This window comes from Streptomyces sp. NPDC001093 (genome assembly GCF_040298985.1).
Classification (GTDB): Bacteria; Actinomycetota; Actinomycetes; order Streptomycetales; family Streptomycetaceae; genus Streptomyces.
On sequence record NZ_JBEPBF010000061.1, the window covers coordinates 39,678 to 56,634 of the forward strand.

Genomic DNA, 16,957 nt, shown 5'->3' on the forward strand with positions numbered 1-16,957 from the left:
AGTGTCCCAGGCCCCCGCCCGCGTCACCGCGGTCGACACCCACGACATCCGTTTCCCCACCTCGCGCGAGCTGGACGGCTCCGACGCGATGAACCCGGACCCCGACTACTCGGCGGCCTACGTCGTGCTGCGCACCGACGCCGCCGACGGGCACGAGGGACACGGGTTCGTCTTCACCATCGGGCGGGGCAACGACGTCCAGGTCGCCGCGATCGACGCGCTGCGGGACCATGTGCTCGGCCGTGACGTGGCCGAGCTGTGCGCCGACCCCGGCTCGCTCTTCCGCGACCTGATCGGCGACAGCCAGCTGCGCTGGCTCGGCCCCGAGAAGGGCGTGATGCACATGGCGGTCGGCGCCGTCGTCAACGCCGTCTGGGACCTCGCAGCCCGCCGCGCCGGCAAGCCGCTGTGGCAGCTGCTCGCCGACGCCGAACCCGAGTGGCTGGCCGGGCAGATCGACTTCCGCTACATCGCGGACGCGCTCACCCCCGCCGAGGCCCTCGACCTGCTCGGGCGGGGCAGGGAGGGGGCCGGGGAGCGCCGGGCACGGCTGCTGGAGCGCGGCTACCCCGCCTACACCACCTCCCCGGGCTGGCTCGGCTACGACGACGACAAGCTCGGCCGGCTCGCCGCGCAGGCCGTCGCCGACGGCTTCACGCAGATCAAGCTGAAGGTCGGAGCCGACCTCGACGACGACATCCGGCGCTGCCGGGTCGCCCGCGCGGTCGTCGGACCGGACATCCGGCTCGCCGTCGACGCCAACCAGCGCTGGAACGTGGACGAGGCGATCCGCTGGACCAAGGCGCTCGCCGAGTTCGCGCCCTACTGGATCGAGGAGCCCACCAGCCCCGACGACGTCCTCGGCCACGCCGCGATCCGCCGCGCCGTGGCCCCGGTGAAGGTCGCCACCGGCGAGCACGTGCACAACCGGATCATGTTCAAGCAGCTCCTCCAGGCGGGCGCCCTCGACATCGTCCAGATCGACGCCGCCCGCGTGGCCGGCGTCAACGAGAACCTCGCCATCCTGCTGCTCGCCGCCAAGTTCGGGGTGCCCGTCTGCCCGCACGCGGGCGGGGTCGGCCTGTGCGAACTCGTCCAGCACCTGTCGATGTTCGACTACCTGGCCGTCTCGGGCACCACCGAGGACCGGGTCATCGAGTACGTCGACCACCTCCACGAGCACTTCGTCACCCCGGTCGTCATCCGCGACGGCCACTACACCACCCCCACCGCGCCCGGCTTCTCCGCGGCCCTGCGCCCGGAGTCCGTCGCGCGGTACACCTTCCCCGGCGGCACCTACTGGGCCGCCGGCCCCGACAACCGGAAGGGAGAGGCCGCATGAGCGACTTCGAGGGCCTGAGGGCCCTGGTCACCGGCGGCGCGTCCGGCATAGGCCGGGCCACCGCCGACCTCCTCGCCGCCCGCGGCGCCCGGGTCGCCGTCCTCGACCGGGACCCGGCCGACGTCGGCAAGCCGCTCCTCGCCCACCGCGCCGACGTCACCGACGACACCTCGGTCCGCGCCGCCGTCGAGCGGGCCGCCGAGGACCTCGGCGGCCTGGACGTACTGGTCAACAACGCCGGGATCGGCGCCCAGGGCACGGTCGAGGACAACGACGACGCCGAGTGGCAACGCGTCTTCGACGTCAACGTCCTCGGCATGGTCCGCACCGCCCGCGCCGCCCTCCCGCATCTGCGCCGCTCCGACCACGCCGCGATCGTCAACACCTGCTCCATCGCCGCCACCGCCGGACTGCCCCAGCGCGCCCTGTACAGCGCCACCAAGGGCGCCGTGTACTCCCTGACCCTCGCCATGGCCGCCGACCACGTCCGCGAGGGCATCCGCGTCAACTGCGTCAACCCCGGTACGGCGGACACCCCGTGGATCGGCCGGCTGCTGGACGCGGCCCCGGACCCGGCCGCCGAACGCGCCGCCCTGGAGGCCCGCCAGCCCACCGGCCGGCTGGTCTCCGCAGCCGAAGTGGCGGGTGCCATCGCCTACTTGGCCAGTCCGCTGTCCGGCGCCACCACCGGCACCGCCCTCGCCGTCGACGGCGGCATGCAGGGCCTCAGGCTGCGCCCGGTGGGCCGGTGACGAGGCTCGGCCGCAGCGGGGTCGAGGTCACCCCGCTCGGCTTCGGCGCCGCGACGCTCGGCAACCTCTACCGCCCGGTGGACGACGAGCAGGCCCGGGAGGCCGTACGGGCCGCCTGGCAGCGCGGCATCCGGTACTTCGACACCGCGCCGCACTACGGCCTCGGCCTCTCCGAACGCCGGCTCGGCGCGGCCCTCAGAGAGTACGGCCGCGCCGACTACACCGTCTCCACCAAGGTCGGCCGCCGCCTCGAACCCGCCGACGGCACGGGCGACGACCTGGCGCACGGTTTCGCCGTACCCGCCGCCCACCGCCGGGTGTGGGACTTCAGCGCCGACGGCGTCCGCCGCACCCTGGAGGCGAGCCTGGAGCGCCTCGGCCTCGACCGCGTCGACATCGTCTATCTGCACGACCCCGACGACCACGCCGAACAGGCCTTCCGCGAGGGCTACCCGGCCCTGGAGAAGCTGCGTGCCGAGGGCGTCGTCGGCGCGATCGGCGCGGGCATGAACCAGACCGGCATGCTCACCCGTTTCGTCCGCGACACCGACGTGGACGTGGTCCTGTGCGCGGGCCGCTACACCCTGCTCGAGCAGAGCGCCGGCGCCGAGCTGCTGCCCGCGGCCGCCAAGCACGGCGTGTCGGTCGTCCTCGGCGGCGTCTTCAACTCGGGCCTGCTGGCGGACCCGACGCCCGAGTCGACGTACGACTACGGGCGTGTGGCACCGGAGTTGCTGCACCGGGTGCTGCGCATGAAGGCCGTCGCCGAGCGGCACGGCACCACTCTGCGCGCCGCCGCGCTGGCCTTCGCCTCCGCCCACCCGGCCGTCGCCAGTGTCCTGCCCGGGCCCCGCTCCGCCGCCGAAGTCCACGACTGCGCCGACCAGTTCGCGTCCGCCGTCCCGCCGGAGTTCTGGCGGGAGCTGCGGGAGTCCGGCCTGCTGCCCCGGAAGGAGGGCCCCTCATGAGAGTCGCCCTGCACACCAAGGTCCGATCGGACCGGATCGCCGCGTACGAGGCGGCCCACCGCGAGGTCCCCAAAGAGCTCACCGACGCCATCCGTGCCGCCGGTGCCACGTCCTGGACCATCTGGCGGTGGGGCGCTGACCTGTTCCATCTGCTGGAGTGCGCGGACTACGCCCGCCTGCTCGCCGAACTGGAACGCCTGCCGGTCAACGTGGCCTGGCAGGCCCGGATGGCCGAGCTGCTCGACGTCGTGCACGACTACTCCCAAGGCGGTGCGGACGCCGGGCTGCCCGTCGTCTGGGAGCTGCCATGAGAGCCGTCGACGCGCACCACCACGTCTGGGACCTGTCCGTCCGCGACCAGGACTGGATCAAGGGGCTCGAACTGCAGCCCCTGCGCCGCAACTTCCACCTCGCCGACCTGGAGCCGGAGGCCCGCGCGGTGGGAGTGGACCGCACGGTCCTCGTCCAGACGGTCACCGTCCCGGAGGAGACCCCGGAGTTCCTGACGCTGGCGGCCGAGCACGACCTGATCGCGGGCGTCGTGGGCTGGACCGACCTCACCCGCCCCGACATCGCCGACGAACTGTCCCGGCTGCGTGAACTCCCCGGCGGGGCCTTCCTGAAAGGCATCCGGCACCAGGTCCAGGGCGAGCCGGACCCCCAGTGGCTGTTGCGGCCCGAGGTCCGGCGCGGGCTGGCGGCCGTCGCCCGCGCAGGTCTGGTCTACGACCTGGTCGTCCTGCCCCACCAGCTCCCGGCCTGCGCCGAAGCCGCAGCCCGGCTGCCCCAACTCACTTTCGCCCTCGACCACTTGGGGAAGCCCCCGATCGCCTCGGGCGACCGCGAACCCTGGGCGTCCGCCCTGCGCGCGCTCGCCGCCCTCCCCAACACCGTCGCCAAACTCTCCGGCCTGGTCACCGAGGCCGACCCCGCCTCCTGGACGACGGCCGACCTGCGCCCGTACACGGACACGGCCCTGGAGGCCTTCGGACCCGACCGGCTGATGTTCGGCTCCGACTGGCCGGTGTGCACGACGGCGGCCACCTACACGGAAGTGCACACCGCCATGAGCGAGTTGACCGCGGACCTCGGCGATGCGGAACGTCGTGCCCTCTTCGAGGGCACCGCCACAGCCGTCTACGGCCTGTGAGCCACGGCGTGGGCGACGAGCCCCTCGGCAACGTGTACCTCACAATGACCGGCATGACTGATCATCAGCAGCACACGCCCGCCGCTCCCTTGCTCCGCACACCCGAGGACGGCGAACTCATCGACGTCGCCGGCGTCGCGCACTTCTTCCGGCTCACCGGCGAGCACACCGGCGGGCGCTTCGCCTTCGAGGAGTTCAGCCTCGCCCCGGGCACCATCGGGGCCAGGCCGCATGTGCACGACGGACACGACGAGTACTTCTACGTTCTCGAGGGGGAGCTGACGCTCCACACCGGCGACGGCGAGGTGACGGCCGGCCCCGGACACCTGCTCGCCGCCACCCGTGGCACCCCGCACGGTTTCCGCAACGGCGGCCAGGTCCCCGCACGCGCTCTGTGTCTCTACACCCCGGCCGGTTACGAGAACTACTTCCGCGATGTCCACGCGGCCGTGAGCGCCGGGGCCGAGGCGACCGACGAGCTGCTGGCCGAGTTCCGCAGCCGCTATCGGACCCGGTCGCACCCGGTTCCCCGGACAGGTGACGGGACCCGCAGGCCGGCTCTGTAGACCGATCCCGTAGGTCGAAGCCGCGTGTCGGAGGGCCCGGCCGCTCACGACCGCCCGGCCACCGCCGCCAGCCGCGTCGGTGGCATGTACTCCCGGACGTACGTCCGCTCCCAGCACGCCCCGCTGTCCCGCAGCTCCCGCCAGGTGGTGTAGCGGTACCGGAACAGGCGGGCGCGGACATACCGGGGCGGGGTGTCCGGCGGGAAGGGGGAGCGGCGCAGCAGGCGCAGGGTGTCGCGGTCGTTCTCCAGCAGCCGTTCCACCAGACCGCCGAACCAGTCACCGGCGTAGGCGGGGGACAGCGCCGCGAACCACATCAGCCAGTCCAGGCGCAGATGGTAGGGGGCGAACTGGCGCGGCCAGTGCCGGGTGTCGCCGGGCTTGCCGCGGAACTCGTACTCCCGCCAGTCCGAGTCCTCGCGCGGTACGTCGTCCAGCGTGCCCTCCACCACCACCTCGTAGCGGACCCGGCTGACGCTGCCGAACGCGCCGTAGGTGTTCACCAGGTGCAGCGGGTCGAAGGAGCGGTTCATGACCTGGCGGCGGGAGATCATGTTGACCACCGGGCGGTAGCTGAGGAAGAGCAGCAGCGCGCCGACCGCGAGCACCAGAACCTCGTACCACAGCGGCGCGGCCGGCACGGACGGCGCAGACCCGGGGAGCCGCAGCGCGGACACGGCCAGCACGATGGCGATCCAGTTCAGCCAGGAGAAGTTGCCGGACAGCACCAGCCACAGCTGGGTGACGATCATCAGCGCGGCGGCGGCCGAGGCGATCGGCTGCGGAGTGAACAGCAGCACCGGCACGACCAGTTGGGTCACGTGGTTCGCGGCCACCTCCACCCGGTGCAGCGGCTTCGGCAGATGGTGGAAGAACCAGCTCAGCGGGCCCGGCATGGGCTGTGTCTCGTGGTGGTAGTCGAGGCAGGTCAGCTTCCGCCAGCACGCGTCGCCCCGCATCTTGATCAGCCCGGCGCCGAACTCCACCCGGAACAGGATCCAGCGCAGCAGGAACAGCACGACGACCGGCGGCGCCACCTCGTCGTTGCCGAGGAACGCGGCCAGGAATCCGGTCTCCAGCAGCAGCGACTCCCAGCCGAACGCGTACCACGTCTGGCCCACGTTCACGATCGACAGATACAGCGCCCACGGCACCAGCCACAGCAGGATCCCGGCCCACAGCGGCAGCAGGGAGTCCGCGCCGGCCAGCAGCGCCGCCGACACCGCGCAGCCGGCCCAGGCACAGCCGGCGAAGAAGCGGTCGGAGTAGTGCAGATGGAACAGGCTCGGCGCCCGTTTGAAGGGGATCCGTGCCACGAAGCGGGGGATCGGCAGCATGCCGTGCTCGCCCAGCAGCGCCCGGAACTGCAGCGCCGCGGTCAGGAACGCCACCAGGTACAGGGCGGCCAGGGCCCGCTGGAAGACCAGCCGGGTCAGCCAGTAGTCGGCAGCGGTGAACCAGTTCACGGCTGTGCGCGCCCTTCGTCGCGGCTGAACCGCCGTGTCGTCTTCATCATGACCTGCCCCCGAGTTGCCAGCCAAACGGGCACGATGCAAACAATGGGGAGAAATCACCCACAGTGATGCGGAGTGTACGGTGCGGATACCCGCCGGTTCCATCGCCATCGCCTGCGCCCTCTCGGTGGCGCTCCTCGTCGCCGGCTGCGCCCGCCCCGGCGTCAAGGAGGCCCGGATCGTCGAGGACGTCTATCTCCTGCCCGCCGCGGCCCAAGGACCCGACCCCTTCACCGGGTCCACGGTCACCGCGCGGGCGACATCCGGTGCGGGGAGGGCCGATCCCGCCGCCACCGGACCGCCCGGCGCCGGGTCCTCCCCGCCGGCACTGCCCGCCGGGCTGGTCGTCGTGCCCCTGCCCGCCATCCGCGTCCTGTCCGGCGAGACCCCCGGCCTCTACAGCGGCACCGCCCGCGTCGCCGGCTGCGACGTCGAACGGCAGATCCGGTATCTGACGGCGGACCGGGCCAAGGCCGACGCCTTCGCCCGCTCGGCCGGTGTCCCCGCGAGAGGCCTTCGCGGCTATCTGCGCGGCCTGACCCCCGTCGTGCTGCGCGCCGACACCCGGGTCACCGACCACGGCTACCGCGACGGAGACGGCGTCGGATACCAGGCCGTCCTGCAGGCCGGCACCGCGGTCCTCGTCGACAACCGTGGGGTGCCCCGCCTGCGCTGCGCCTGCGGCAACCCGCTCGGGGCACCCGCACCGGCCGACGGCGCCGGCTTCGGGGCCCGCGGCAGCGCCTGGTCCGGCTACCGTCCGGGCCAGGTGATCGCGGTGAAACCGGCACCCCGGGCGGTCACCAGCATCACGATCGTCAACGCCGGGACACGCACCTGGATCGAACGCCGCATCGGTCACGACGTACGCGATGACCAGGTCGTACCCCCGCCCGCATGGGCCACCGCCGCGCCCGGGCGCGACCCCGGCCCGGCGGACACCGTCTCCCCGGGCACCACACCGCCGTACCCCACCCCGCCCGGTCCGCGGCAGAGCCGGCCGGGAATCCCCGTGGGCAACACCGGCGGCCCGTCCACGGCCGCCGCCCCGACGGCACCGGGCATGCCCGCCGGGCGGAGCACCCAGGCCCCCGGTACGGCCGGCCCGTGGACCCCACCGTCCCGCGATCTCGTCCCGCAAGCCCCAGGCAGCCCGGACCCGCCGTACGCGATCGGCCCGCCGGACGGGATCGGCCCGCCGGGCATGCCCGACGCCTCCGGCCCGCCCGGCCTCGGCGGACAGATCCCGGACGACGCACCGGACGCTCGCGCCGGCGCCGTCCCCGACACCACCGACCGCGATGCCACCGCGGACCTCCCCGGCGGCTGAGCCCCTCCGGCACCGGCCGCGCACGCCCGGAAGCCGCCCGGAGGAACAGGTCGAAGAATCGGATGAATCCTGGCAAGGTGGGCCCATGGCAGTTCGGGGAGCGAGTGCCGTGTCACTCCCGGAGGACTGGCCCGCCCACCCGGATCCGATCCTGGCGCTCAACCGCATGGGCAGCTTCGACTGGGACCTGGACACGGGTCTGTTCCACATGGACGCCCAGGCCCACGAGGTGTTCGACCTGCTGCCAGGGGAGTACGACGGACACCCCGAGTCCCTGTCCGTCCGGGTGCCGCAGCCCGAGGTGGCCCGGATGGACGCCATGGTGGCCCAGGCCATCAAGGACGGCAGCGAGAACTACGGAGGCTACTTCCGCATCCGCTGCCGTGACGGCAGCCTCCGCTGGACCCACACCCAGGGTTACATCCGCCGGGACGACACAGGCCGCCCGCGCCGGGTCGTCGGCATCGTCCGCGACGCCACCGAGGAACTCGCCGAGAGCGAGGTGCGCAGCCTGCGGGCCGCCCAGGACGAGGCGTTCCGCCAGCAGACCAACGTCGTCCAGGCCGTCTCCGCCGCCCTCGCCCACGCCCGCAGCGTCCAGGACGTCATCGACGCCCTCAAGGACACCAGCGGCATCCGCCATCTCGGCGCGGCCAGCCTGGTGATGGGGCTGGTGGAGGCCGGCCGCATCCGGCTGGTCGCGGAGGGACCGGTCGAAGCCTCGGTCCCCGGCACCCAGATCACCCGGATCGACGAGCCCTACCCGATCAGCGAGGTCGTCCGCACGCTCCGCCCGCGGTTCATCGAGTCACCGGAGGAGTTCGCCGCGGGCTACCCGATCCTCTGGCCGCACCTCACCGACCTGCACATCACCTCGGCCGCCTACCTCCCCCTGATCGCCCAGGCCCGCCCGATCGGCGGAATGGGCCTGCTCTACAGCGACCGGCACGGCTTCTCCACCGAGGAGCGCGCCGTCCTCGTCGCGCTCGGCAGCACCGTCGCGCAGAGCCTGCAGCGGGCCGTGCTCTACGAGCAGGACGAGGACCTCGCCCGGGGCCTGCAGCAGGCCATGCTGCCCCGCACCATCCCCAGCGTCCGCGGCGCCGACGTGGCCGTCCGCTACCGCGCCGGCACCGCCGCGGGCGTCCTCGGCCGCGACATCGGCGGCGACTGGTACGACCTGATCCCGCTGCCCGGCGGCCGGGTCGGCGCGGTCATCGGCGATGTCCAGGGCCACGACACCCACGCGGCGGCCGTCATGGGCCAGCTGCGGATCGTGCTGCGCGCCTATGCCGCCGAGGGACACACCCCGGCCGCCGTGATGGCCCGCGCCTCCGTCTTCCTGCACGAACTCGACACCGACCGCTTCGCCACCTGCCTGTACGCCGAGGCCGATCTGTCCACCGGAGTCGTGCAGGCGGTCCGCGCCGGGCACATCGACCCGCTGATCCGGCACGGCGACGGCAGGTGCTGCCGGGTGCCGGTCGAGGGCGGGCTGCCGCTCGGGCTGTCCGCCGAGTTCGGCCGGCTGGAGTACCCCGTCTCCACCCTCGAACTCGACCCCGGCCAGATCCTGCTGCTGTGCACCGACGGGCTCGTGGAACAGCCCGGCGCCGACCTCGACGACGGCATGCGCCGCCTCTCGGCGCTCGTCGCGGACGGCCCCGACGACGTGCGCGCGCTCGCCGACCGGCTGATCCAGATGGCCGAGGACCGGGGCGGCGACGACGACGTGGCGCTGCTCCTGCTGCGCCGGCGCGCCCCGGAGGCCCCGCCCGCCGGCGGCCGGCTCCAGCAGCACGTGGCACCCGGCGACGCGGACGCGCTCACCCAGGCCCGGCACCTGATCCGCGCCGCGGTCCGCTCCTGGGGCTACCGCGACCGCGCCGACGAGATCGAGCTGGTCGCCGACGAGCTGATCACGAACGCGCTGATGCACACCGAGGGCTCCGCGATCGTGACCCTGCGGGCCCTCGACGGCGGCCACCGCAGACTGCGCATCGAGGTCGAGGACTCCTCCAGCGCCCTGCCGCGCCGCCGCGAGGCGGGGGAGGACGGCGTTTCCGGCCGGGGTCTGCTGCTCGTGGACATGCTGGCCGACGAGTGGGGCGTGGAGGCGCGCGGCAGCGGCAAAGCGGTGTGGTGCGAGTTCCGCCGGAGCACCTGAGCCGGCTCGGCGTGGGAGTTGTCAGTACCGGATGGCACTCTGGATTCATGCCGGAACTGCCTGAGGTAGAAGCGCTGAAGGACTTCCTCACCGAGCACCTGGTCGGCCGCCGGGTGGTGCGGGTGCTGCCGGTCGCCGTCAGCGTCCTGAAGACGTACGACCCTCCCGTCACCGCCTTCGAGGGCGGCGAGGTGACGGCCGTGCAGCGGCACGGCAAGTTCCTGGACCTGGCGGCGGACAGCGGGCTGCACCTGGTGACCCACCTGGCCCGCGCCGGTTGGCTGCAGTGGAGGGACCGGCTGCCGGACGGCCCGCCCAAGCCGGGCAAGGGCCCGCTCGCGCTGCGCGTGGCGCTGGAGACCGGCGAGGGCTTCGACCTCACCGAGGCCGGCACCCAGAAACGCCTCGCGGTGTACGTCGTCCGTGATCCGCAGCAGGTCGAGGGCATCGCCCGGCTCGGCCCCGACCCGCTCGCCGCCGACTTCGACGAGAACCGCCTCGCCGCCCTCCTCAAGGACGAGAGACGTCAGCTGAAGGGCGCCCTGCGCGACCAGTCCCTGATCGCCGGCGTCGGCAACGCCTACAGCGACGAGATCCTGCACGCCGCGAGGATGTCCCCGTTCAAGCTCGCCGCCGCCCTGACTCCGGAGGAGACCCACCGGCTCTACGCCGCGCTGCGCTCGACGCTCACCGAGGCGGTCGACCGCTCCCGTGGCGTGGCCGCCGGGCGGCTGAAGACCGAGAAGAAGACCGGCCTGCGCGTCCACGGCCGGACCGGCGAGCCCTGCCCGGTGTGCGGCGACACCATCCGTGAGGTCTCCTTCAGCGACTCCTCGCTCCAGTACTGCCCCACCTGCCAGACGGGCGGCAAGCCACTGGCGGACCGCAGGTTGTCGAGACTGCTGAAGTAGTCCGCGTGCTCACCAGCGTTTGCTCACGACGTTGTAAGCGATGCTCATGAGCACGGCCAGGACGAGGACCGGCGCCGCGCAACGCCTTGCCGTCGAGGTGAGGGAACGCGTGGTGCTCCTCACCCCTTGTGTGTAGCGCTTGCGCCGCACGCTCAGATCGTGCCGGGCGAGCGCACCGAGGAGGAGCGCGGCCACCGAGGTGATCAGGGAGGCGATGAGCGGATGGAGCGCGTGGTGGACGTGCATGAAGTACGCGAGATCGCCGGACTTACTGGCGTCCACCGCCGCGTACACCGTCGCCACGACGGACACGCTCCACATGATCACCGAGGTGACGGCGAGGGCCAGGGCGGCCGCCGCCAGGGTGGGGGCCCACAGGGCTCTGGCCGGGCGCGTGTGCGTGGGGGTCGGTGGCGGCACCACCTCGGCCGCGACCTGGACCACGGCATCGTCGGCGACCCCCTTCAGCGAGACGGCCCCGGTCAGCCGCCCCTCGGTGGATGCGTCGACTGTGACGGCCAGGCCGTCCGCGGACTCCGAGACGCGCAGCCACCTGCCCGTGGCGTGGGCGACGCAATGGCGGGCCAGCGGGATGCCCTGCAAGGTCAGGGACTGCTGCGGCACGGCGGCGCCCCGGGGGACCCGGCCGAAGTCCAGGCGGGCCGGGGCAGGCTTGAGGCGGGCCTCGTTCAGGGCGCCGAGCGCCTCGTCCGCCACCTGCCGGGTGTCGTCGCGGACCACGGCCTCCAGAGCCCGGCGCGCTCCTTCGGCTATGGAGAGGTCCGGGCTCCGCATACGGGCGTGGACGTCCCTGACGGCGCCGAGACGTGTGAACTCGTTCCTGCTGCGGAGAGCTTCCTGTACGGGGCGCGGGATGGGGACGGGGTCGATTCTGATGCGGCGGTGGCGGCTGTGCGCCAGATGCATGCTTCCCTGCATCTCGACGGTCTTGCTCGGAGTCTGGTTGGGGTTCTGGTCCTTCACGTGGGCGTAGACGTATTTGTACAGGTCGTCGAGCGAGATCTCACCGTCCTCGTCGAGGTCGGCATCGCCGGTTCTCAGGCCCTCCACCACCGCGTGGGTGAACACGGACGGCTTTTGGGCGCTGCCCTCGACGAGTTCGGTGTCCTCGAAGGAGTACTCCATGGAGTTCGATGCCGTGATGACGGCCCTGCCCCGCCCCCCGCTCGGCTTCTCGTCCGTGAAGGCGTCGAGGACGTGCACGTCCCGGTCGGCCTTCGTGGACGCCCCGCGGGAGAAGGCGCCCGCGTAGCAGCAGTCGAGGAACAGCACGGTGCAGCCCGCGAACGTGCGGGACATGCACCGGTGGACGAAATAGGCCGGGGTCGTCGTGGCGTCGAGCAGTCCGAGCCGGGTGTCGCTGGCAGCGAAGTACAGTTCGCCTGATTCGTCCTTGATCCCGTGACAGGAGAAGTGCAGTACCAGCGTGTCGTCACGGCGGCGGTCCTTGAAGAAGGCCTCGATGCGCGTCTTCATGTCCTGGGCCGAGGCGTTCCTCAGGACATCCACCTCGAAGTCGCCGATCTGCGGGTTCCGCAGGACTGCGGAGAGGGCGTCGGCATCGAGCCCGGGCGCTCTCAGCTTCTTGAGGCCCTGATCCTCGTACGCGTCGTTGGCGATGATCAGCGCGTGCCGGGACTCGCCCATGTCTAGGTCTCCGTCGCGGAGTGCTTCCGGCGGAAGATCTCCCACGCCTCGGCCATCTGCTCGTCCGTCGCCGGCGAGATCTCCACGGTGTCCCCGTCCAGCGTCAGGGTCAGCGACGGCCGTGTGTTCCCGAACCGACCCAGCCAGTCACGGAGTACGGTCGCCATGTGGTTCAGGCCGGAGCAGGACTGGCCCAGGCCCACCAGCAGGGAGCCGACCAGAGCGACGTCCGCGCATCGTGTGCCGGGTGGCGCCTCTGAGGCGGGGGCCGCACGGACATCGTCGACCACACCGGCCGCGAGCAGTTCCTGACGCAGATAGCCGGTCAGCTGCTCGACACGCTCGGCTTCCGCCCCCTCCTGGGAGAGGCAGATCAGTACTTGGTTCTCCACCGGCTCAGCCCCTTCGTCCGTGCTCTGAGGGGCGGCGCGGAGCGGACCTTCACAAACTCCACGTCATCGTCTTCAGTTTCCGCCCACGGCCGCGCGGCCGCAAACCGTGTGCGGGGCCAGCTGATTGACGCTTCAACGGGGTGTTCTCAGTCGGCCTGGAGGGTCACCAGGTGCTGCCCGTCCTCGGTGCGCACGTCGTAGCGGGCGATCTCGTCGGGGTGCATCGTGGACGCTCCGAGCGTGGTGAAGGTGCGGGTGGCGTGGCTGGGTTCCATCCAGGTACCGGCGACCTCTTCGGAGCCGTCGCGGCCCACGACGACGAGCCGGCAGGCGTGCGGGCCGGTGCCGTCCTTCACCTTCAGCCGCAGCCGGCTGCCCGCGTCCCCGTCGTCGGCGGTGACCTCCGCCCACACCCCGGTCCCCGGATCGGTCGCCGCGGTGACGTGCGAGGCCGGCTCCTCACGGCCGGCGAAGGCCACGATCCCGGGACCGGCCACGGCCAGCACCACGGAGGCGGCCAGGCCGTACAGAAAGCGCCGGCGGCGCGCCCGGTGCCGTTGCACGACCTCGCCGAGCAGCCGGTCCAGCAGCCGGGGACCGGGCTGTGCCATGGGGTGCACGATGCGCGGCGTGGCTCGGCGGTACAGCATCAACTGCCGTGTGGCGGGACCGAATTCGGTCACCTGTGCCGCGCACTGAGGGCACTCCATGAGGTGGTCCTCGAAGCGGAAGGCTTCCGCCTCGTCCAGCACGCCGAGCGCGTAAGCGCCGACGTCGCGATGCCTTTCCAGGGACCTCATGCCGAATCCTCGTGCCGATGGGTGCGGGTGGGGTTACTCCGTGCACCCATCCGTACGCAGCCGACAGCCGAATCACTCAAGCCACCGCAGAATCCCGGACCAGAGATTCGGAGCCGCGCGGCCCTCGGATTGGTCCGATTCCGGAAAACTTCGGAAAGCCCCGGAGGGGCGGTCAGAACAGATGGATCGCGAGGTGCCCGAGGGGCAGCCCGAGGCGCCAGGCCGGCGTCCACACCTTCGGCCCGTCGTCCTCGCCGGCCGGCCCGCCGCCGCCCGGCACCGCGTCCAGGTCCGGCGCGAGCAGCTCGGTCTCCTCCAGCCAGCGCCAGGCGTCCGCGGCGAGGGCCAGGTCGGGCGAACGCGTGCCGGACCGGTCGGCCCCTTCGGTCAGCTCGGCCATGCGCTCGCGCACCCAGTCCCGCCACGGCTGGTCGTAGGCGGTCAGGGAGAGCCAGTTCTCCAGCTGGGAGATCACCCGGATGCCGGACAGCTCCCCGTCGGTGTCGGACAGGAAGACGGTCAGCGCCAGCGCGTCACGGCCGGCCCGGAACTCGAAGGACGTCGGCGGCATCAGATCGCCGGTGCGCAGCAGCTCGTCGGCGATGTACTCGGCATACAACCAGGCCATGGGGACGACCAGTTCACCGCCGTCGGTGCCGTCCGTGCTCTCGTGCCCTCTGTGCAGCATCCCTTCCTGCCCTTCCTCCGGTACGTGCGCGTCGCCCGGCCCCTGGGTCGGGCCGCCCGCCCGGAACGCGGATGAGGACAGCCCATTGCCCGAACGGGGGCCACAGCAAGGCGCTTTGCCGAGGTTTGACCCGGCCTCCGGTTTCAGTGCAGGTCCGCCGCATAATCCGGAAGGACCCGGCGCAGCGCGCGCAGCGCGTAATACGCGCGGGACTTCACGGTACCGGGTGGAACGCCCAGGGTCTGCGCCGCTTCCGCCACACTGGCCCCGAGGAAGTACACGAGTACAAGGACGTCACGGTGTTCCGGCGTGAGCGTCTTCACAGCCTCCCGGACATCGAGCATCGCGGCGGCCCGTTCGGCGTGATCGGCGGTCACGCGCGCGCTCTCCGGGATCTCGGCGCCGGTCTCCCGGGGCCGGGCCTGCCGGGCCCGCCGGGCGTCGATCGCGAGCCGCCGGGCGACCGTCAGCAGCCAGGGCCGTACGGAGTCGAAGTCCTCCGCGTGCAGCGCCTCGGGATGCTGCCAGGCGCGCACCAGGGTCTCCTGGACCAGGTCCTCGGCGCGCTGCCGGTCGCCGTCGCAGAGCCTGAGCAGCAGGGCGAAGAGCGGTCCGCCGTGCTCGCGCTGGAGCGCGGCCAGTTCGTGCTCGGCGGTCGTCGTCCCGTGGGCCCGTGCCGCCGTCTTGTGGATCAGTGTGGTTCCGGCCGTCATGGCCGTATGGCAGCGCAGGGTGCGGCCGGGGGACAGGGTGCGCGCACGGCTCTGCGGCGGACGGTCGATCCCGTCGGCGAACGGTCGGACCGACGGTCCGGGACGGCGCCGGACGGGCTAATGACAGCACTCGGGCCGTTTATCCGATGAGTTGGATTCATACCCATATATGTGTCAACAGCTTTGTCGGTCGTACGACATCCCTGGGGTGAGCTGATGATCGGACGCAGACAACAGGTGGCACTCGCCCTCACCGCGGTCCTCGCGGCCGCGGCCGCGTGCCAGAACCACGAGCGACAGCAGTCCCGGCACCCGGCCCCGCCCGGAGCGGCGGCCCGCCCGCAGGCCGCCGGGGCCGAGCTCGTCCCGGACCGGTACGGCCTCGCGGCCGGTCATCGGGCGGGCCGCACCTCGGCCAGCGCCGAGCGCCGGTAGGAGTAGCCGAAGTAGATCACGCAGCCGATCACGAACCACACGGCGAACCGCACCCAGGTCTGCCACATCAGGAACGTGATCAGCCAGACCGAGAAGACGACTCCCATGGCCGGCACGACCGGCATCCACGGAGTACGGAAGGTGCGCGACAGGTCCGGCTGCCGGTAGCGCAGCACGATCACCGCCGTGCACACCACCACGAACGCCAGCAGGATGCCGATGTTGGTCAGCTCGGCCGCCTCGCCGATCGGGACGAACCCGGCGATGACCGCCGAGGCCGCACCGACGATCCAGGTGACGCGGGTCGGCACGTGCCGCGTCGGGTGCGTCTTGGCGAACCACCGGGGCAGCAGCCCGTCCCGGGACATCGCGAACCACACCCGCGTGACGCCCAGCATGAACGTGAACATCACGGTGAGGATGCCGATGATGGCGCCCACCGCGATCACGTCCGCGAGCGCGTTCAGACCCACCGCCTTGAACGCGCTCGAGAAGCCGCTCTCCGGGTCGATGTGCCGGTAGTCCTGCATGCCCGTCAGCACCAGGCACGCCGCCACGTACAGCACCATCGAGATCACCAGCGAGTAGATGATCGCCTTCGGCATGTGCCGCTGGGCGTCCTTGGACTCCTCGGCGGCCGTCGACATGGCGTCGTAGCCGAACACGGCGAAGAACACGGTCGCCGCGCCGGTGAAGGCGCCGCCGATGCCGAACGGGAAGAACGGCTGGTAGTTCGCCGAGTCGATGTGGAACACGCCCACCCCGATCACCAGCAGCACCACCAGGACCTTCAGTACCACCACGAACGTCTCGAAGCGGGCCGCGCTGCGGATGCCCAGGTTCAGCAGCCAGGCGATCAGCAGGCACAGCACGACCGCGAACAGGTCCACCCGGTGCCCGTCCCCGGTGCCCGGCGCCCCCAGCATCCAGTGCGGCAGCTTCGCGCCCATCTCCTCGACCAGGAACCCGAAGTAGCCCGAGATGCCGATCGCCACCACGGCCACGATCGCGGTGTACTCCAGCAGCAGGTCCCAGCCGATGAACCAGCCCGCGAACTCGCCGAGCACCGCATAGCCGTAGGTGTACGCCGATCCCGCCTTCGGGATCAGTCCGGCGAACTCGGCGTACGACAGCGCCGCACAGGCGCTCGCCACACCGGCGACCAGGAACGACACCACCACCGCCGGCCCCGCCGTGCCGTTGGCGACCGTGCCCGCGAGCGTGAAGATACCGGCGCCGATGATGCCGCCCACCCCGATCGCGGTGAGCTGCCACAGCCCGAGCGAGCGGTCCAGCCGGGTGCCCTCGCCGACCTCGGTCTCCTCGATGCGTTCGATGGGTTTGCGGCGGAGAATCCCCTCGCCCGCGCGGAGCCTGGCCATGCGCCTCACCTCTTCGCCGACGGCAACGGCTGACGGCGGATCATGATGGCTCAGGGGTGTCGGACAGGGAAGACGCCACGCACGGCCCGGGCGGGCGTCGAGGCGCGGGCCGCGGGCCGGGCGGGGCCGGGCCGGCAGCCGCAGCCGGGCGGTGGGGCGGCGCGCAGGGCGGCGAGCCC

Annotated in this window: 17 protein-coding genes; 10 read left to right on the forward strand and 7 right to left on the reverse strand. The window is 72.2% G+C overall.

Annotation, left to right across the window (positions count from 1 at the left end; genetic code table 11):
* The first annotated feature begins 1 nt into the window (after position 1).
* The 6 genes from ABT288_RS27270 to ABT288_RS27295 are packed head-to-tail and all read left to right on the forward strand — an operon-like array spanning position 2 to position 4,778.
* On the forward strand, positions 2 to 1,342 hold the full coding sequence (locus ABT288_RS27270; RefSeq protein WP_351612834.1) for an L-fuconate dehydratase: 1,341 nt from the start codon (positions 2 to 4) through the stop codon (positions 1,340 to 1,342).
* Positions 1,339 to 2,094 carry an SDR family NAD(P)-dependent oxidoreductase gene (locus ABT288_RS27275; protein WP_351612837.1) on the forward strand — a complete coding sequence of 252 codons (756 nt, stop codon included), beginning with the start codon at positions 1,339 to 1,341 and terminating at the stop codon, positions 2,092 to 2,094. The genes ABT288_RS27270 and ABT288_RS27275 overlap by 4 nt, the downstream gene beginning before the upstream one ends.
* Positions 2,091 to 3,062, forward strand: a complete 972-nt coding sequence (locus ABT288_RS27280) for an aldo/keto reductase (protein ID WP_351612840.1) — start codon at positions 2,091 to 2,093, stop codon at positions 3,060 to 3,062. Before ABT288_RS27275 ends, ABT288_RS27280 begins: the two co-directional genes overlap by 4 nt.
* Positions 3,059 to 3,373 (forward strand): L-rhamnose mutarotase, encoded by a 315-nt coding sequence (locus tag ABT288_RS27285; protein ID WP_351612843.1) that lies wholly within the window; start codon positions 3,059 to 3,061, stop codon positions 3,371 to 3,373. The genes ABT288_RS27280 and ABT288_RS27285 overlap by 4 nt, the downstream gene beginning before the upstream one ends.
* Positions 3,370 to 4,212, forward strand: coding sequence for an amidohydrolase family protein (locus ABT288_RS27290; RefSeq protein ID WP_351612846.1), 843 nt, complete (start codon positions 3,370 to 3,372; stop codon positions 4,210 to 4,212). The genes ABT288_RS27285 and ABT288_RS27290 overlap by 4 nt, the downstream gene beginning before the upstream one ends.
* Before the next feature lie 53 nt (positions 4,213 to 4,265).
* Positions 4,266 to 4,778, forward strand: coding sequence for a cupin domain-containing protein (locus ABT288_RS27295; RefSeq protein ID WP_351612849.1), 513 nt, complete (start codon positions 4,266 to 4,268; stop codon positions 4,776 to 4,778).
* A gap of 44 nt (positions 4,779 to 4,822) precedes the next feature.
* Here ABT288_RS27295 and ABT288_RS27300 read toward each other — a convergent pair whose 3' ends face one another.
* On the reverse strand, positions 4,823 to 6,244 hold the full coding sequence (locus ABT288_RS27300) for a lipase maturation factor family protein (protein ID WP_351612852.1): 1,422 nt from the start codon (positions 6,242 to 6,244) through the stop codon (positions 4,823 to 4,825).
* Positions 6,245 to 6,374: 130 nt separating this feature from the next.
* Between ABT288_RS27300 and ABT288_RS27305 the strand changes: the two genes are divergently transcribed.
* From ABT288_RS27305 to ABT288_RS27315, 3 genes are all read left to right on the forward strand, one after another.
* Positions 6,375 to 7,622 carry a DUF6777 domain-containing protein gene (locus ABT288_RS27305; RefSeq protein WP_351612854.1) on the forward strand — a complete coding sequence of 416 codons (1,248 nt, stop codon included), beginning with the start codon at positions 6,375 to 6,377 and terminating at the stop codon, positions 7,620 to 7,622.
* Positions 7,623 to 7,707: 85 nt separating this feature from the next.
* The gene (locus tag ABT288_RS27310) at positions 7,708 to 9,789 is read left to right on the forward strand and encodes a SpoIIE family protein phosphatase (RefSeq protein WP_351612857.1); all 2,082 of its coding nucleotides are present in this window, start codon (positions 7,708 to 7,710) and stop codon (positions 9,787 to 9,789) included.
* A 47-nt stretch (positions 9,790 to 9,836) separates the two neighbouring features.
* The gene (locus ABT288_RS27315; RefSeq protein WP_351612860.1) at positions 9,837 to 10,700 is read left to right on the forward strand and encodes an Fpg/Nei family DNA glycosylase; all 864 of its coding nucleotides are present in this window, start codon (positions 9,837 to 9,839) and stop codon (positions 10,698 to 10,700) included.
* A 9-nt stretch (positions 10,701 to 10,709) separates the two neighbouring features.
* On the opposite strand, the gene ABT288_RS27320 is transcribed toward ABT288_RS27315, so the two are convergent.
* The 5 genes from ABT288_RS27320 to ABT288_RS27340 all read right to left on the reverse strand — a co-directional run bounded on the left by ABT288_RS27320 (position 10,710) and on the right by ABT288_RS27340 (position 14,961).
* A complete protein-coding gene (locus ABT288_RS27320) occupies positions 10,710 to 12,368 on the reverse strand; it encodes a caspase family protein (RefSeq protein ID WP_351612863.1) in 1,659 nt (552 codons plus the stop codon).
* Between the two features lie 2 nt (positions 12,369 to 12,370).
* A complete protein-coding gene (locus tag ABT288_RS27325; protein WP_351612866.1) occupies positions 12,371 to 12,760 on the reverse strand; it encodes a hypothetical protein in 390 nt (129 codons plus the stop codon).
* 146 nt (positions 12,761 to 12,906) lie between these two features.
* Positions 12,907 to 13,560 carry a zf-HC2 domain-containing protein gene (locus tag ABT288_RS27330; RefSeq protein ID WP_351612869.1) on the reverse strand — a complete coding sequence of 218 codons (654 nt, stop codon included), beginning with the start codon at positions 13,558 to 13,560 and terminating at the stop codon, positions 12,907 to 12,909.
* 172 nt (positions 13,561 to 13,732) lie between these two features.
* The gene (locus ABT288_RS27335; RefSeq protein WP_351612872.1) at positions 13,733 to 14,248 is read right to left on the reverse strand and encodes a hypothetical protein; all 516 of its coding nucleotides are present in this window, start codon (positions 14,246 to 14,248) and stop codon (positions 13,733 to 13,735) included.
* Positions 14,249 to 14,391: 143 nt separating this feature from the next.
* Positions 14,392 to 14,961 (reverse strand): sigma-70 family RNA polymerase sigma factor, encoded by a 570-nt coding sequence (locus ABT288_RS27340; protein ID WP_351612874.1) that lies wholly within the window; start codon positions 14,959 to 14,961, stop codon positions 14,392 to 14,394.
* 216 nt (positions 14,962 to 15,177) lie between these two features.
* On the opposite strand from ABT288_RS27340, the gene ABT288_RS27345 reads away from it, so the two are divergent.
* A complete protein-coding gene (locus ABT288_RS27345; RefSeq protein WP_351612876.1) occupies positions 15,178 to 15,396 on the forward strand; it encodes a hypothetical protein in 219 nt (72 codons plus the stop codon).
* Here ABT288_RS27345 and ABT288_RS27350 read toward each other — a convergent pair.
* A complete protein-coding gene (locus tag ABT288_RS27350) occupies positions 15,354 to 16,778 on the reverse strand; it encodes an amino acid permease (protein ID WP_351612878.1) in 1,425 nt (474 codons plus the stop codon). The two genes, ABT288_RS27345 and ABT288_RS27350, sit on opposite strands and share 43 nt — an antisense overlap.
* Positions 16,779 to 16,957: the final 179 nt, after the last annotated feature.

Bases quoted from the DNA above. Each gene is read 5' to 3' on its own strand.
- ABT288_RS27320 (WP_351612863.1), bottom strand. From the start codon at position 12,368: ATGGGCGAGTCCCGGCACGCGCTGATCATCGCCAACGACGCGTACGAG.
- ABT288_RS27275 (WP_351612837.1), top strand. From the start codon at position 1,339: ATGAGCGACTTCGAGGGCCTGAGGGCCCTGGTCACCGGCGGCGCGTCC.
- ABT288_RS27345 (WP_351612876.1), top strand. From the start codon at position 15,178: ATGATCGGACGCAGACAACAGGTGGCACTCGCCCTCACCGCGGTCCTC.
- ABT288_RS27295 (WP_351612849.1), top strand. From the start codon at position 4,266: ATGACTGATCATCAGCAGCACACGCCCGCCGCTCCCTTGCTCCGCACA.
- ABT288_RS27335 (WP_351612872.1), bottom strand. From the start codon at position 14,248: ATGCTGCACAGAGGGCACGAGAGCACGGACGGCACCGACGGCGGTGAA.
- ABT288_RS27315 (WP_351612860.1), top strand. From the start codon at position 9,837: ATGCCGGAACTGCCTGAGGTAGAAGCGCTGAAGGACTTCCTCACCGAG.
- ABT288_RS27350 (WP_351612878.1), bottom strand. From the start codon at position 16,778: ATGGCCAGGCTCCGCGCGGGCGAGGGGATTCTCCGCCGCAAACCCATC.
- ABT288_RS27290 (WP_351612846.1), top strand. From the start codon at position 3,370: ATGAGAGCCGTCGACGCGCACCACCACGTCTGGGACCTGTCCGTCCGC.
- ABT288_RS27285 (WP_351612843.1), top strand. From the start codon at position 3,059: ATGAGAGTCGCCCTGCACACCAAGGTCCGATCGGACCGGATCGCCGCG.
- ABT288_RS27330 (WP_351612869.1), bottom strand. From the start codon at position 13,560: ATGAGGTCCCTGGAAAGGCATCGCGACGTCGGCGCTTACGCGCTCGGC.
- ABT288_RS27310 (WP_351612857.1), top strand. From the start codon at position 7,708: ATGGCAGTTCGGGGAGCGAGTGCCGTGTCACTCCCGGAGGACTGGCCC.
- ABT288_RS27340 (WP_351612874.1), bottom strand. From the start codon at position 14,961: ATGACGGCCGGAACCACACTGATCCACAAGACGGCGGCACGGGCCCAC.